Source organism: Paenibacillus zeirhizosphaerae, assembly GCF_030705605.1.
Classification (GTDB): Bacteria; Bacillota; Bacilli; order Paenibacillales; family Paenibacillaceae; genus Paenibacillus; species Paenibacillus zeirhizosphaerae.
The window spans coordinates 625923-641295 of record NZ_JAPCKK010000016.1 but is presented as its reverse complement, the minus strand read 5'-3'; the positions used below and the strand labels follow the sequence as shown (position 1 = coordinate 641295).

The 15373-nt window shown below is 50.9% G+C and carries 11 protein-coding genes and 1 pseudogene; 9 read left to right on the top strand and 3 right to left on the bottom strand.

The features are described 5' to 3' along the window. Window positions 1-264: 264 nt before the first annotated feature. On the top strand, window positions 265-3312 hold the full coding sequence (locus OIN60_RS12705; protein ID WP_305755222.1) for a hybrid sensor histidine kinase/response regulator: 3048 nt from the start codon (window positions 265-267) through the stop codon (window positions 3310-3312). Between the two features lie 256 nt (window positions 3313-3568). Here OIN60_RS12705 and OIN60_RS12700 read toward each other — a convergent pair whose 3' ends face one another. Next, a complete protein-coding gene (locus OIN60_RS12700) occupies window positions 3569-3775 on the bottom strand; it encodes a hypothetical protein (RefSeq protein ID WP_305755221.1) in 207 nt (68 codons plus the stop codon). Window positions 3776-3910: 135 nt separating this feature from the next. On the opposite strand from OIN60_RS12700, the gene OIN60_RS12695 reads away from it, so the two are divergent. The 5 genes from OIN60_RS12695 (at window position 3911) to OIN60_RS12675 (ending at window position 9087) form a co-directional block, all read left to right on the top strand. Beyond that, window positions 3911-4822, top strand: a complete 912-nt coding sequence (locus OIN60_RS12695; RefSeq protein ID WP_305755220.1) for a LysR family transcriptional regulator — start codon at window positions 3911-3913, stop codon at window positions 4820-4822. A gap of 132 nt (window positions 4823-4954) precedes the next feature. Beyond that, window positions 4955-6004 (top strand): LacI family DNA-binding transcriptional regulator, encoded by a 1050-nt coding sequence (locus tag OIN60_RS12690; RefSeq protein ID WP_370872475.1) that lies wholly within the window; start codon window positions 4955-4957, stop codon window positions 6002-6004. 23 nt (window positions 6005-6027) lie between these two features. Then, entirely contained in the window at window positions 6028-7194 is a 1167-nt protein-coding gene (locus tag OIN60_RS12685; RefSeq protein WP_305755219.1) for a Gfo/Idh/MocA family protein, read from the top strand. Window positions 7195-7233: 39 nt separating this feature from the next. Next, window positions 7234-7962 carry a ThuA domain-containing protein gene (locus OIN60_RS12680; protein WP_305755218.1) on the top strand — a complete coding sequence of 243 codons (729 nt, stop codon included), beginning with the start codon at window positions 7234-7236 and terminating at the stop codon, window positions 7960-7962. An 18-nt stretch (window positions 7963-7980) separates the two neighbouring features. Then, entirely contained in the window at window positions 7981-9087 is a 1107-nt protein-coding gene (locus tag OIN60_RS12675) for a Gfo/Idh/MocA family protein (protein ID WP_305755217.1), read from the top strand. A 147-nt stretch (window positions 9088-9234) separates the two neighbouring features. On the opposite strand, the gene OIN60_RS12670 is transcribed toward OIN60_RS12675, so the two are convergent. After that, complete coding sequence (locus OIN60_RS12670) at window positions 9235-11691, bottom strand: glycoside hydrolase family 94 protein (protein ID WP_305755216.1); 2457 nt, start codon at window positions 11689-11691, stop codon at window positions 9235-9237. Window positions 11692-11951: 260 nt separating this feature from the next. On the opposite strand from OIN60_RS12670, the gene OIN60_RS12665 reads away from it, so the two are divergent. The 3 genes and pseudogenes from OIN60_RS12665 to OIN60_RS12655 all read left to right on the top strand — a co-directional run bounded on the left by OIN60_RS12665 (window position 11952) and on the right by OIN60_RS12655 (window position 13407). Beyond that, window positions 11952-12320, top strand: a complete 369-nt coding sequence (locus OIN60_RS12665; RefSeq protein WP_305755215.1) for a YunG family protein — start codon at window positions 11952-11954, stop codon at window positions 12318-12320. A gap of 127 nt (window positions 12321-12447) precedes the next feature. Then, window positions 12448-12543 (top strand): annotated as a pseudogene (locus OIN60_RS12660) (NUDIX hydrolase N-terminal domain-containing protein); the annotation flags it as partial. 102 nt (window positions 12544-12645) lie between these two features. Further along, the gene (locus OIN60_RS12655) at window positions 12646-13407 is read left to right on the top strand and encodes a GNAT family N-acetyltransferase (protein WP_305755214.1); all 762 of its coding nucleotides are present in this window, start codon (window positions 12646-12648) and stop codon (window positions 13405-13407) included. Window positions 13408-13537: 130 nt separating this feature from the next. Here the strand turns inward: OIN60_RS12655 and OIN60_RS12650 are convergent, their stop codons facing one another. Continuing rightward, window positions 13538-15232 carry an ABC transporter substrate-binding protein gene (locus OIN60_RS12650; protein ID WP_305755213.1) on the bottom strand — a complete coding sequence of 565 codons (1695 nt, stop codon included), beginning with the start codon at window positions 15230-15232 and terminating at the stop codon, window positions 13538-13540. Window positions 15233-15373: the final 141 nt, after the last annotated feature.

The window sequence follows — 15373 nt, the reverse complement described above, 5'->3', positions numbered from 1 at the left end:
TCAAGTGCATCAGGATGAAGATTGTGGAGACGCAGGTTCTGCCGAAATGAAGTTTAGGTCATGTTACATTAAGAAGTTACATTCTGGTAGGTCTGTTGTTATAATCAATTCCATAATCAATTCTATAATCAACAGGTTTAGCAGAATTCACTAAATTTAAAGTCAAAAGGATTGGATGACTTGCAAAAATTTTTTGAAACACTAACTCCAAAAAAAATGCTGTGGGTTCTGCCGTTGTTTATTGTTATTTTAGTGGGAATAAGGATGCTTTGGCTCGTTTTTAACATTGAACCACCTACACCATTGGCCAAGCAGGGGGTTCTTGATCTTCGCGGATTGTCCTTTGACGACAAGCGTATTGTCACACTGGATGGCGAATGGGAGTTTTACCCGGGGGAATTCCTGCAGGCTCAATCGATGGAGAGAGGGGCGGAGCGGGAGAGCAAGCAATCGATACAGGTTCCGGGGGCGTGGAAGCAAAGGGCTGGCACAGGCACCAATCTTGGAATCGGGACCTATCGGCTGCGAGTGCTTATAGATCATTCGGCTGCAGTTTACGGGCTTCGTATACCAGGTATCCAGACCGCTTCACGGTTATATATCAACAAGGTTCTGATTCGTGAAAACGGCCGTCCAGCCGAGGATGCAGGAAAGAATGAAGCCAATAACAATCCTTATTCAGTCTATTTTGAGCCTGATTCGGGGGAAATTGACCTGCTCATTCATGTGTCCAATTTCGATTATCCCTATGCAGGGGGCATAACGCAGTCGATCAAACTGGGCACGGCGACTGCAATTTCACATGACACGCTCGTAAGACAGTCTCTGCAGTTGATGGTAGCTGTTGTGATTCTGATGCATGCTCTGTATGGCGTCATTCTGTTTTTGTTGGGTTATCGCAAGAGAACGGTTCTTTTTTTTGCGGCGATGCTTGTTTCCACCTTCATTGCAATGTTGTCGGATGATGACCGGCTGCTTATGGAATGGCTGCCCTTCAATTTTGTATGGACGATAAAAATAAGGCTTATAAGTTATATGGCAATAGGCCTGCTCCTCATCTGGTTCGCACGGGAGATGTTCGCTCCAGAATTATTCAGGAGGTTTATGCGCTGGTTCAACGTTTTTGCAGTAGCATGCTTGTTGGCCGCGATCACACTTCCGCTTGACTTCATCGTCTATCAGCGTAAACTGCTGTTGATTATTTGCCTGCTGAACATCGTGCTTGTTCCCTGGTTTGTGCTTGGTGCCATACGCAGAGGGGAGAAGGATGTTTTTGTTTTGCTGCTGTCGGCGGCCGCCGTCTCGGTCAATCAACTGGTCGGTGGTATCATCAAAACATACTTCTGGAAGGATATGCCGTACTATCCTTTTGATCTGATCATTACATTCCTTGGTTTTGCCGCTTTTTGGTTCAACCGTTTTTATCAGAATACACTGCGGGTGCAGAAGCTGGCCGATGATCTGCAGAAGGCCGATAAGCTGAAGGACGACTTTTTGGCGAATACATCGCACGAACTCCGCAATCCTCTGCATGGCATTATTAACATGGCACAGTCGATGCTGGACCAAGCGGGAAGGAAGCTTGAGCTCCAAAGCAAAGGGCAGCTTGAGCTAATAATTAATGTCGGCCGGAGAATGGCGCTGCTTTTGAACGATTTGCTGGATGTGACCCTGCTTAAGGAACAAAACTTCCGCCTCGATAAGGGGTGGGTGAACCTGCATGGACTGGCATCTGGTGTGGCGGATATGCTGCGGTATTTGTCGGAGGGAAAGCGGCTTAAGGTTGTCATTGATATACCGATGAATTTTCCACGTGTGGTTGCGGATGAAAACCGGCTGGTGCAGATTTTGTTTAATCTGGTCCATAACGCGATCAAGTATACAGAGGAAGGTACCATCACGATTTCTGCGGGATTGAAGAACGGAAAAGCGATGATCTGTATCAAGGATACGGGGATTGGCATGGAAAAAGAGACACAACAACGGATATTGAAGCCTTATGAACGCGGCGACACAGGGATCACCGCGATTGGCGGCGGCATCGGGCTTGGACTAAGCATTACAAAACAGTTGGTTGAGCTGCATGGCGGAAATTTGGAAATTCACTCCACACCAGGGAGAGGAACGGAGTTTTCATTTACCCTGGAAGCGGCACCTAATCTTGCAGAGATGGAAGCGGCATCCGCTGCCGAATTCGAAGCAAGACGGGAGACACGTGTGCTCCGCGAGGATGGACGGGACGAGGAGACATATACACGGTCGCCCCTGCTCGATTCTTCTCCAGCAATCACAGCAGCTTCTTCGGAGAAGTACAGAGCTAAAATATTGGTTGTGGATGATGACCCGGTAAATTTGCGCATCCTCGGCGATATGCTCGCTTTGGAGCATTATGACATTACATCTGTTTTAAGCGCTAAGGAAGCGCTGGAACGGCTTCATCAAGGGGAATGGGATCTGGTAATCTCTGATGTGATGATGCCGCATATGTCCGGGTATGAACTGACGGGGAAAATCCGGCGCCAATTCTCGATCTCCGAGCTGCCGATTATTCTGCTGACAGCAAGGAATCGGCCGGAGGATGTACAGGCTGCTTTTGTCTCGGGTGCGAATGACTATGTAACCAAGCCTGTAGGAGCTATGGAACTCAGGCTGCGCATCCGTGCATGGATGGATCTGAAGCAATCGGTCGGTGAGCGCCTTCGCATGGAGGCTGCTTGGCTGCAGGCACAAATTCAACCCCATTTTTTACATAATGCGCTCAATACGATTGCCTCTCTCAGTGAGGTGGACACAGAGCGAATGGTCGCCTTGCTCAATGAATTTGGGAACTATCTGCGCCGAAGCTTCGATCCGATCAATATGAACCAGTTGCTTCCGCTTGATGATGAATTGGAGCTGTTGCATTCCTATCTTTATATCGAAAAAGAACGCTTTGGCAGCAGAATTCATATACAGTGGGATATTACAGAAGAAGCGCGCGGTACCGTGCGTATTCCGCCATTATCCGTGCAGACGCTGGTTGAGAACGCCTTGAAGCATGGAATTCTGCCTAAGAATAGCGGCGGAACGGTCACAATTGCCGTGGCTGATTTTCCGGACCGAACTGAAGTCACGGTCAAGGATGATGGACTCGGTATGGATGAAGAGCAATGGCATGGAGCTTTACAGGCTAGCTCTGAAGCAAGCGAGGGAGTCGGTCTGAAGAATACGGATAAACGCCTGAGGCAGCTTTATGGCAAAGGACTGCAAATCAGCAGTGCGCCCGGAAAGGGAACTGTCGTCTCCTTTTCAGTGCCTAAAACAGCGGAATAAGGGGAACGAGGGGAATGATGGAAGCAAAAGAGGATTTTGAGGATCAACGAGCAGAGCAGCCGCACTTCGAAGGGATCATGTCCTAGCTTGAGGCCCGCATGCCCGAGTCGGCCGGATTCAGCCATTCAGGAGCAAGCGGGCCATATTGGCTTTGCAGCCGCAGTCCATGACGCTGCGCCATATCATCGCTTTGTATGAGAGAGCAGGACGGTCAACTGCTATAAACTAAATGAAGGGTCCCGCTGAAGGGGTAGCATTAAGAGGTGCAAGTGTTCATCAAGGTATCCTCGACAACCTTTAGATGGCAGTTTTCCACAGAAACATGTTCCGTACGAGTCATTGTGCTTTCGTCGCCTCTAAGCCTTGCCAATAAATCATAAACGCTTCTGATTTCACTTGCACGGACAACTACCTCTTCATGATGACCCTCATGGGTCTTAAAACGCCAAATTTTTTCTTCCATCGATCCCACTCCTTAAGGTCAATTCCTTTTTGTAATTCCATCATAATCGGCAAGGAGGATCATGTATAATGAAGGTAATTGATAGGGATCCATCATCATGAGTGATGGGCGGCGAAGAGAGGAGAAGTGCCGGACATGGATATTGGCGTTCTGAAGGTGTTTCGGACGGTTGCTGAAGAAGGGAGCATTTCGAAAGCGGCTCATAAACTTAACTATGTGCAATCGAATGTGACGGCAAGAATGCAGCAGTTGGAGCAAGAACTGAAGACACCGCTCTTCTACCGGCATAGCCGGGGGATCACATTGACCTCGGCTGGTCAAACGCTCTTGGAATATACGGAAAAAATTTTGAACCTGCTGGAAGAGGCGGAAAAAGCGGTGGTCGATACTCCCATTCCAAAAGGTTCGATTACGGTAGGCTCCGATACGACGTCTGCCGTGCGTCTGCCCGTCATTTTATCCGCTTATCGCGGTAAATTTCCTGAAGTGGAGGTCCATTTGGAAATCGGCAGAAACGCACAATTAATCAATGCGGTCCTGCAGTACTCGATCAACGGAGCCCTCGTGGACGGACCGGTCGAGCATCCGGAAATCGTGCAGGAGCTGGTCATTAACGAGCGCTTGGGGCTTATCATCCCAGAGGGGATGGATTTCCAGGGATTAACATCGATTCAGGACATGACGCTGATGCTCTTGAACGAAGATTGCATCTATCGGCACAAGTTGGAAGAGTGGCTGCGGGACGAAGGCTTCCGTTTGGCTAAAGTCATGCAGTTCGGGACGATGGAAGGGCTGCTGGGGTGCGTGAAGGCAGGCATAGGTTTTTCTATTTTGCCTGTTTCCTATTTCGATAAGATGAATGTAAAGGACGGTATCCGCTATTATTTTTTTCCCGAGAGGTACGGAGAGGTTCCTGTTGTATTTATTAGGAGACATGATCTATATATGACTAGCGCCTTTCGGAAATTTATAGAAGAGCTGAAGGCGCAGCTTCTGGGAGCGATATCATGCGGGGAGGAAGCTCATGAGGCCTATGGGCACTCGTGATGACTAGATTGGACACAGGGCAGCCGGCGTAGAAACGGCTGTCTTTTTATTCACACCCCAATATGTAAGCGGTTGACGGGGGAGCTGGTTTATGAGAAAATGTACGCGCGTACATTAATGCTAAAAGGGCTGATGAACATCGTAAGACGAATCGAAGTGGCTGAGCTGGCCGGTGTCTCGGAAGCTACGGTATCCCGCGTGCTTAACGGGGTAGGTCCAATTAAGGAGGAAACAAGACAACGCGTCCTTGAAGCGGCTGACAGGCTGGGGTATACACCGAACGCAATGGCCCGCAGTCTGGCCCGCAGACGCAGCGGCAATCTGGGGGTAGTTATGCCCTATCTGCCCAAGGCACGACTGTTCTCCGCCCACTATTTCTCCGAAATTTTGAGTGGAATTGGAAGCAGGGCACGGGAAGAAGGTTATGATCTCCTGATCGTATTCCGTGACCCGGACGGTGCTACGGATGTCGAAGGGCTGTTCCGGATGCAGAAGATCGATGCCTGCCTCATTCTCGGGGCCAAAGAGGAAGAGGGAGAACGGGACATGCTGCGCAGAATGCAGGAGAAAGGCTATCCGTTCTGCCTGATCAACCAGCACTTTGCGGGCGAGTCGTTTAATGAGGTGGACGCGGATCATGCGGAGGGCAGCTACGAGGCGGTCCGCCATCTGCTGGAACAAGGCTTCCGGCGTATCGCTTTTGTGAATGGCCCTGAGGTTTACTCGAACAGCAGCGACCGCAAGGCAGGCTATGAGCGTGCACTGCAGGAAGCAGGCCTGCCTGTGGAAACGGAATTGCTGTTTGCAGGTAATTTCAGCAGAACGAGCGGGCTGAGGGTGGCGGAGGAGATTGCAGCCTGTCTGGACCGGATTGACAGCATCTTCGCGGCCAATGACCGTATGGCGATTGGTATTCAGCAGGGACTGCGGCAGACGGGGATTATGCCTGAGCAAATGCCTGCCATTGTGGGATATGACGACTCGGATGTGGCAGAAATGACTTCTCCGGGACTCAGCAGTGTAAGGGTGCCATTTTATGAGCTTGGTGAAATAGCAGCGGCACGGGTGCTGCATCTGCTTGAGGGGACGGAAAAGGATGAAGGCAACAAGCCGTTCCAAGCAAAGCTGCCGGTGGAGCTGGTTATCCGGGCTTCTTCCCTTAAAAAGGCACCCAGAGACTAAAGCAGAGGAAAAGGAGGGCTTTCATGCAAGAGCTTCGTATCGGAATGATCGGTTACAAGTTTATGGGCAAGGCCCACAGTAACGCATACCGTAGTCTGCCTATGTTTTTTCCAGAGACGGTAAAACCCGAAATGTCGGTAATCTGCGGCCGCAACGAAGAGGCGGTCAGGCAGGCAGCGCATCAGCTCGGATGGCAGTCGAGCAGCACGGATTGGAAAGAGCTCATAATACGTGAAGACATCGATCTGATCGATATTAACGCGCCAAGTGATGCCCATAAGGAAATTGCGATTGCGGCGGCGCAGGCTGGCAAGCATATTTTCTGTGAAAAGCCGCTTGCACTCTCCCTCAAGGATGCACGTGAAATGCTCGATGCGGCTGAAGAGGCGGGAGTGAAGCATATGGTCGGCTTCAACTACCGGTTTTCCCCGGCGGTCAGGCTGGCTAAAAGGCTGATGGACAGCGGAAGGCTGGGTCAAATCTATCATTTTCGCGCCTGGTTCCTGCAGGACTGGATTATAGATCCCGACTTTCCGCTCGTATGGCGGCTGCAGAAGGATGTAGCGGGCTCAGGTTCCCATGGCGACCTTGGGGCGCATTTGATTGATCTGGCGCATTACCTCGTTGGAGGTATGGACGAAGTAATCGGCATGAGTGAAACTTTTGTTAAGGAACGGCCGCTGGCTGCTGAGATGACAGGCTTGAGCGCCAAGGGAAGCGCGGCATCCGATGCTCCGAAAGGGAGGGTCACTGTAGACGATGCGACCCTGTTTCTGGCCCGGTTTGAAAACGGCGCGCTCGGCAGCTTTGAGGCGACCCGTTTCGCGGCTGGGCACCGTTCCACGAATGCGTTTGAGATTAACGGCAGCCTCGGCAGCGTTAAATTTGATTTCGAACGCATGAATGAGCTGGAGGTTTATTTTAACTCAGATGAGGAGGATGTGCAGGGCTTCCGCAGAGTGCTGGCCACCGATCCGGCTCATGATTATGCCGCTGCCTGGTGGCCGCCGGGCCACACGATCGGCTTCGAGCATACGTTCATCCATGAGATGCTGGAGCTGTCGTCCGCGATTGCGGAGGACCGCCAGCCGGTGCCGAATTTCCGTGACGGGGTACGTTGTCAGGCTGTGCTGGAAGCGGTGGAACGGTCCATCGACGAGCGGCGCTGGGTTAAAATCAGCGAAATGTAAGCGTTGCCTTAGAGCGCGCGATTTTAGGGAGGGTTACGGATGAAAAAGGCATTGATCGTATGGGGCGGCTGGAATGGGCATCAGCCGGAGCAGGTAGCCGCTATATTTGCAGACATGCTGCGGCAGGAGCAGTTTGAGGTGGAGGTTGCCGATACACTGCAGGCTTACGCGGATGCGGAAAAATTGCTGAGCCTGGACCTGATCGTTCCAGTCTGGACGATGGGAGAGATCGAGCAGGAGCTGGTGAACAACGTCTCGGCGGCGGTTCAGAACGGAACGGGCCTCGCAGGCTGTCATGGGGGCATGTGCGACGCCTTCCGCAAAAATGTGGATTGGCAGTTTATGACGGGTGGACAGTGGGTGGCTCATCCGGGCAATGACGGTGTGGAGTATACCGTGGAGATCAGATCCGGCTCCAGTCCGCTCGTCGCGGGGCTTGAGGATTTTACGGTTCGGTCTGAGCAGTATTATCTGCATGTGGATCCGGCGGTGGAGGTGCTGGCCACGACCCGTTTTCCAGTAGCCGACGGTCCTCACCGCAGCAACAGAGCGGTGGATATGCCTGTTGCCTGGACCAAGTATTGGGGAGCCGGGCGTGTCTATTATAACTCGCTAGGCCATCAGGCCAATATTGTCGAAATGCCGCCGATAAAGGAAATGATGCGCAGAGGTTTGTTATGGGCGGCGGAAGGCAAAGAGCAACTGGCGGCGGTCACAGCGGCCGGGGAAAGCAACAGCACCTATACCGGTATGGGGGACAGCCAATAGGCGGGAAAGGAGACCTAAATGCATAAAGTGAAGGTTGGAGTGATCGGCTGCGGGAAAATAAGCAGCATTTATATGGAGAACTGTCACAAGTTCGAGGTGCTCGAACTGATCGCCTGCGCGGATCTGGATCCGGCCAGGGCCAGGGAGCAGGCTGCCAGATACGATATCCCACGCGCCTATTCCACAGACGAGCTGCTGGCCGATCCGGATGTTGAGTTGGTCATCAATCTAACCATTCCGGCGGTACATGCTGAGATCAGTCTGCGTGCGCTGGAAGCAGGTAAGCATGTCTATGTGGAAAAACCGCTGACGATCAGCCGCGAGGACGGACGCAGGGTGCTGGAGGCAGCAGCAGCGAAGGGATTGCTGGTGGGATGCGCGCCAGAAACATTTATGGGTGCAGGCATCCAGACCGCACTCAAGCTACTGGAGGATGGTGTGATCGGACAGCCGGTGGCGGCAACCGCCTTCATGATGTCGGGCGGTCATGAAACATGGCATCCTGATCCTGAATTTTATTATGCGGCTGGTGGCGGCCCTATGTTCGATATGGGACCGTATTATTTGACCGCCCTGGTACAGCTACTTGGGCCTATTCGCAGAGTTTCGGGTATGACCGGAAAAGCTTTCGACGAACGTACGATTACAAGTGAGAAGAAATACGGACAGAAAATCCAGGTGGACATTCCGACTCATGTAGCCGGTCTGCTGGAATTTGAAGATGGAGCCATCGGGACGATGATTACAAGCTTTGATATCTTCGGAGGCAGCAGCCTGCCAAGGATGGAGATTTACGGAACGCAGGGAACGATGCTGGTTCCCGATCCGAATACGTTCGGAGGTCCGGTTATGTTCCGCCGGAACGGGGATAAGGAATGGACAGAACAGCCGCTTCTGCCCGGATATGACCAGAATACGCGTGGCATTGGTCCGGCGGATATGGCTTATGCGATCAACAGCGGACGTCCGCACAGGGCAAGCGGCGAGCTGGCGTATCACGTGCTTGAAGCCATGTGGGCATTTCATGATTCTGCGGAGCAGGGGACATTCTATGAAATGCAGAGCACCTGTACGCGTCCTTCCGCGCTTCCGCAAGACCTGGCTCCGTATACTTTAGATGCGTAATTTCCCGCCCACTGGCTCCGGCTTAGAACGTTTCTATTAGCGATAACAAAAAGTAAAAGCAATAGACCTTCCTTTTATAGAGGGTCTATTGCTTTGCTCTGGAATACCGCAGAGACTAGTAGAGAAATACTAAGCGGCCAAAGCGGCTTAAGCTTCCACTGTCACTGCATGCCCCATAACTACTCTTACATGATGGGTTCCGCCATCGCCCACCGGAGGAATCAGATTATCGCTAAGAGCCTGATCATCCAACATAACCGAAGCGATTCCTTTGCTGACCCGGTCCGGATTGGATATATGAATCACAAAGGTATCTCCCCGGTAGACCCGTGTAATCGTAAATTCCTCCCAATCCGCAGGAACGCACGGGTCGATCTTCAGTCCGTCGAACTGGGGCTGAATGCCGAGAATGGACTGGGTGATGGCAACGAAGTTCCAGGCTGCTGTTCCTGTTAACCAGCTATTTTTGGCTTCACCTTCCCGGATGGCGTCCTTGCCGGCGATCATCTGGGAATATACATACGGCTCCGTGCGATGGACATCACTAATCTCTTCAAGGTATGCAGGAGCAATTTTGGTATACAGCTCAAAAGCACGGTCGCCGCGCCCAATCATCGTTTCCGCCATCATGATCCACGGGTTGTTATGGCAGAAAATGCCGGCGTTCTCCTTATACCCGGGAGGGTAAGACGAGATTTCACCCAGATTGAGATAATACTTGGAATAAGGCGGGTTTTGCAGCACAATGCCGTACTTGGTTTCCAGCCGTTCGGCTACCGCATCGAGCGCCTTGACGGCTTGACCTTCTTGCACGCCAATTCCAGCCATTACGCAGAAGCCCTGCGGCTCGATGAAAATTTGTCCCTCATCGTTCTCCTTGCTGCCCACCTTGTTCCCAAAATGATCGTAAGCCCGCAGGAACCACTCACCGTCAAAGCCGTGTTCCAACGTTACGGCACGCATCCGATCCACATGTGCCTGAGCGGCGTCCGCTTCTTCCACAAGCCCGCGGCGTCTGCACAGCTCAATGAAATCCGGCCCGGTATAAACGAACAGACCAGCGATAAACACGGACTCGGCTGTGCGGCCCTCAATGTTCTGCGTCGTTTGGTAAGACTCATCCGGCACGTTGGAAAAGCAGTTCAAATTCAGACAATCATTCCAGTCCGCCCGTCCGATCAACGGAAGTCCATGAGGTCCCAGATTCTCCATGACGTGGTAGAAGGAACGCTTCAAATGCTCAAACAGCGTAGCCGTATTGTCTGGATTGCAGTCGAATGGAACCTGCTCATCGAGAATGCCGAAATCGCCGGTCTCCTTGATGTAGGCGGCCGTGCCGAGAATGAGCCACAGCGGATCATCGTTAAAGCCGCCGCCCACCTCATGATTTCCCTTCTTCGTGAGCGGCTGGTATTGGTGATAGGCTCCGCCGTTTTCGAATTGGGTGGAGGCAATATCAAGAATTCGCTCGCGTGCCCGTTCCGGGATCTGGTGCACGAAGCCGAGCAAATCCTGATTGGAATCACGGAAGCCCATACCACGCCCGATACCGGATTCGAAATAAGAGGCGGAACGGGACATATTAAACGTCACCATGCATTGATATGGGTTCCAAATATTAACCATACGGTTCAGCTTCTCTTCATGACCCTGTAAGGTGAACTTGGAGAGAAGTCCGTCCCAGTAGGCTGTAAGCTCGTCAAGCGCCTGTTCGACATCACTGGCATCGTTGAAGCGTTGGATCATGGCCTCGGCAGGGGCCTTGTTAATGATTCCCGGCGATTCCCATTTTTCGTCTTCAGCATTTTCCACATATCCGAGGATAAAATTGTAGCTGGCTGACTCACCGGGCTGGAGCGTAATCTCCAGACAGTGGGAGCCAATCGGCGACCAGCCGCTGGCCAGGGAGTCGGACGGTTGCCCGGCGGCCACAATTTGGGGCTCATCAAGTCCGTTGTACAATCCAAGGAATGATTCGCGGTCCGTATCAAATCCGGCAATCGGGGCGTTGACCGAGAAGAAGGAGTAATGATTCCGCCGCTCGCGGTATTCCGTTTTGTGATAGATGACGGAGTCCTGCACTTCCACCTCCCCGGTGTTGAGATTACGCTGGAAGTTAGTCATATCGTCATACGCGTTCCAGAGGCAAAACTCAACGAACGAAAACAGCTTCACCTGCTTTACAGCGTCGGAAGTGTTACTGATGGTCACCTGATGCACCTCACCGTTAAAGCCAAGCGGCACTAGCGTCAGTTGGTTGACACGAATTCCGCCACGTTCGCCGGTAATGGAGGTATAACCGAGACCGTGTCTGCATTCGTAGAACTCAAGCTCTTTCTTGACCGGCATCCAGCCGGGGGTCCAGAAATCTCCCTGATCATAGAGGTAGAAGTAACGTCCTCCGTTGTCTACAGGAATATTGTTATAACGGTAACGGGTCAGCCTCCGCAGACGCGCATCCCGGTAAAAGGCATAACCGCCCGCGGTATTTGACATCAGCCCGAAAAATTGTTCATTGCCAAGGTAGTTAATCCATGGATAAGGTGTTTTCGGAGTAGTAATGACATACTCTCTGTTTTGATCGTCAAAGAAACCATACTGCACTAGTCACAGCCCCTTTCAGTTTGGGGAACGGATCATGGAGCACAGCGGGTGACGGCTGGCAGCTCTATCGATATTCATGATCCGTTCTCTTGAAGTGCTTCTTTCCGGACGGGTTAATTCCTTCCGTATTTGTTCAAGATCTGAATTTCCTTAACCATCTTCTTAAAATTACATACCCGTAAGGGTTGTTTCCAGGTTGCTCCCACCCTGGTGAAAAAGGTAAGATTTAGTTAACTCATATTGGAGGGCAGGGAAACCGTATGAAAACACGCTCGCTTTCAAGCGCTTTATATGATCAGATATCCGCAGCTCTACAGGAGGTGTGGTCGCTGCACACCAGCTCAAAGTGGACTGTGGACACTCCGGCCCAGGGTCAGTGCGGTGTAACCGCTGTAGTCGTTCAGGATCGTCTGGGAGGCGAAATCCTGAAGACGATGACCAAGGAAGGCTGGCATTATTACAATCGTATTAACGATGATGTCTATGATTTCACCGCATCGCAATTTGCCGGTGATATTGCATATTTACATGTGCTTTCTTCTAGAACTGAAGCGTTCAGTGATACCCATCAGGAGCAGTACGATGCGTTAAGCAGCAGAATGGCAGAGCTATTGGGCAGGTCAAAGTGACCCGTCCTGGCTCCTTTGGAACAGATACTCTCCGGGCAGCTACATCGGCTGCCAGAGGGGGGGCTGTTCTTCGGGCTTGGACCTGTATATAGACAGTAGTGGACCTAATCAGTAAAGGATGGATGTTATGGAACCCAAATGGCTTACTTGGGCAAAGCAAATTCAGGCTATCAGCCAGACGGGGCTCGCCTATGGCAGAGATGTATATGATATCGAACGGTTTGTGTTTCGAGATGATGCTATTCTGCATTGAATTATATAATTGAATAAAAAAATATTAATATGTATATTTATACTACCCAATTAACGAAGGAAGGTAGTAAGTGTGCATAAATATATTGAGGAATTTTCATTAAACGCTCTGCCTGCTCTATACCAAATGTCCGTTGATGGCTGGATTACACGTTATGCCGAAGGGTATACCCAAAGGTCCAACTCCGTTAGCCCCATCTACAGTGGCGACGAAATTTGCATTGAAGAGAAGATTTTGGCGTGTGAGCGCTTTTATGCCAGAGCGGGACTTGACCCTATCTTTAAAATCACCCCTTTTATCCAGCCGGCCAATTTGGATGAAGTGCTGGAGAAGAGAGGTTATGAGACTGCCGATTTATCCTGTGTACAGACCTTGAGCCTGGATCATATCAAGGGGTCTCACTTGGAACATGTGAAGGTTGCGGCAGAAATCAGTGATGAATGGATGGACGTGTACGCAAGGTTCACCCATCTGCCGGCAGAATATGTGACAGTCAAGCGCAAAATGCTGTCCCTGCCGGTCTTAAACAAGGCTTTTATCATTCTGTATCAAGCTGCTGAACCCGTAGCCTGCGTCATGGGCGTGATGGAGCGGGAGTGGCTCGGGATCTATGATCTCGTGACTCATCCGGAGCACCGCGGCAAGGGATACGCCGAACAGCTTGTTCTGAGCCTGCTGCAGTGGGGCAAGCACCAGGGCGCAAAGCACAGCTATTTGCAGGTATTAAAGGGGAACGGTCCAGCGATCAGGTTGTACGACAAGCTTGGTTACCGGGAAATCTATGCTTATTGGTACAGAGTAAAGAGAGGAGTGTCCGGATCATTCACGCTTTAAATCCTTCCAGCGCCCTCCTTCGTGGAGGTGAACATAAATAAAGCGACTCTAATTCGAGTCGCTGCAAGCTGTCGAGAAAGTCTCGGCAGTTTTTTAGTATTCGTTTCTTTTAGCCGTTCCGTATATCTCTTTACTTGCTGTCCCCATACCAAAGCTCCAGGCGGTTCTTGATCAGTTGGGTATACGTCTTCTCCGCTTCCGGCATGCCCGCCTCGTCGAATTCCTTCAGCATCGTATCATAGATGCTGTCAAACTGGTCTTTGGGAGCAAGAACGGCCTCCGGAATTCTTTTGCGCACGATATCCTGTGACTTTTGGTAGATGACATTGTAATCGGTATTCGTCGGCACCGGCATATTATAGGCAGCCCCCCATTCTTTCACTGGGAAATCTTCCTCGGTCTTGAAGAGGTCCTTCCACATCGTAATATTGTATGCTTCCAACGATTTTTTCTCTGCTTCACTGTAGTTGGCCGTGATCATTTCAGGATAGTTGGTGGTGAAATAGTTGCCGGTGGAATCCTTGATGCCATCCCCGTAATGAGGTCCCCAGCTCCAGTATAGCCCAATTCCGACTTCCTTCTGAAAATTGAGGTTATCGTTATTTTTACGCTCCTGCACATCAGGTGGAACAACTCTTTTTCCGTTTTCCATCTTGTAATGTTTGCCTTCTATGCCCCAGTTGCGCAGAATTTGTCCTTCTTCAGAGGCCAGATAATCCAGAAACTTGATCGTGCGGATCGGATTTTTGTTATCCACGGTAATGCCGATGCCATACGCGGTATCAAAGCCGATCGATTGGAAGGAAGGGTCATCGTACTCCTCACTCATCGTTACCGGGAAATGCGCGTAGGTATGCTCGTCTTTGCCTGCGGCCTTCAAAGCGTTCTCCGCATCCTGGTAATTCCATTTCTGATCGATCAGCCCGATGACACGGCCGCTGGCGATCTTGGCTTTATACTGGTCGCTCTTCTGTACAAAGGTTTCCGGGTCCAGCAGTCCTTCATTGTACATATGGTTCAGCCAGCGGAAGTATTCACGTTCCTCCGGTCGACGGTAATGCAAGATGGCTTCGTGGGTTTCGGGATCGATGTAATATTCACCATCATTAGGAACGCCCGTAGCTTGAACAGCAGGATTGGTTACTGTGATCATGATTTTCCAATCATCGGCGTCGAGGGAGAGGGGGATGGTAGGCTGACCGTTGGTCGTCGGGTATTTCTCTTTATAAGTCCGCAGGGCATTCTCAAAATCTTTGACCGTGCGTATCTCCGGGTAACCCAGCTTCTCCAGCGCCTGATGCTGGATTTCAAAACCGCCTACGGTATCAAAGCTGATGCTGTCCACACCCATATTGGTCGGAATCGTATAAATGGCGGGATCGTCAAGACTGTATTTAATTCGGTTAAAGTATTCGCCGTACACCTTTTTGATGTTCGGCCCGTATTGATCGATCAAATCGGTTAAATCAATGAGGGCGCCTGCATCCACCAGCTTGCCTACACTGTCCTTAGGGTAGACCATATCGGGATAATCGCCGCTCGCGATCATAAGGGCGAATTTGTCCTGCCCGCTGCCGTTTACGGCGAATTCCGCATCTACCGTGACACCCGTCTTTTTCGTCACTTCCTTGCCGATCTCATCCTGCATGTTGTTCCAGTTTGCGCTGCCCTCTCCGCTAAAATAGGTCAATGTCAGCGGACTGGTATCGTTAGGGTCATCCTGGTTGTTCGCCGTACTTTCAGGGCCGCCGCAGCCAGCAGCAGCCAGCAGCATTGAAGAGAGAAGCAATATGGAAATCCGGCGTACTGCTTTTATTTTGATCATGAAAAAATCCCCCTCCATAGAATAATAAACGCACCAGTGTAAGCACTTTCATACCATGAATTCTAAGAAAACAAAGACTAACAGTCAAGAAAAATATTCAAAATAATTTTGTTGTTTGTTAGGTTTTGTTATCCTAAATAT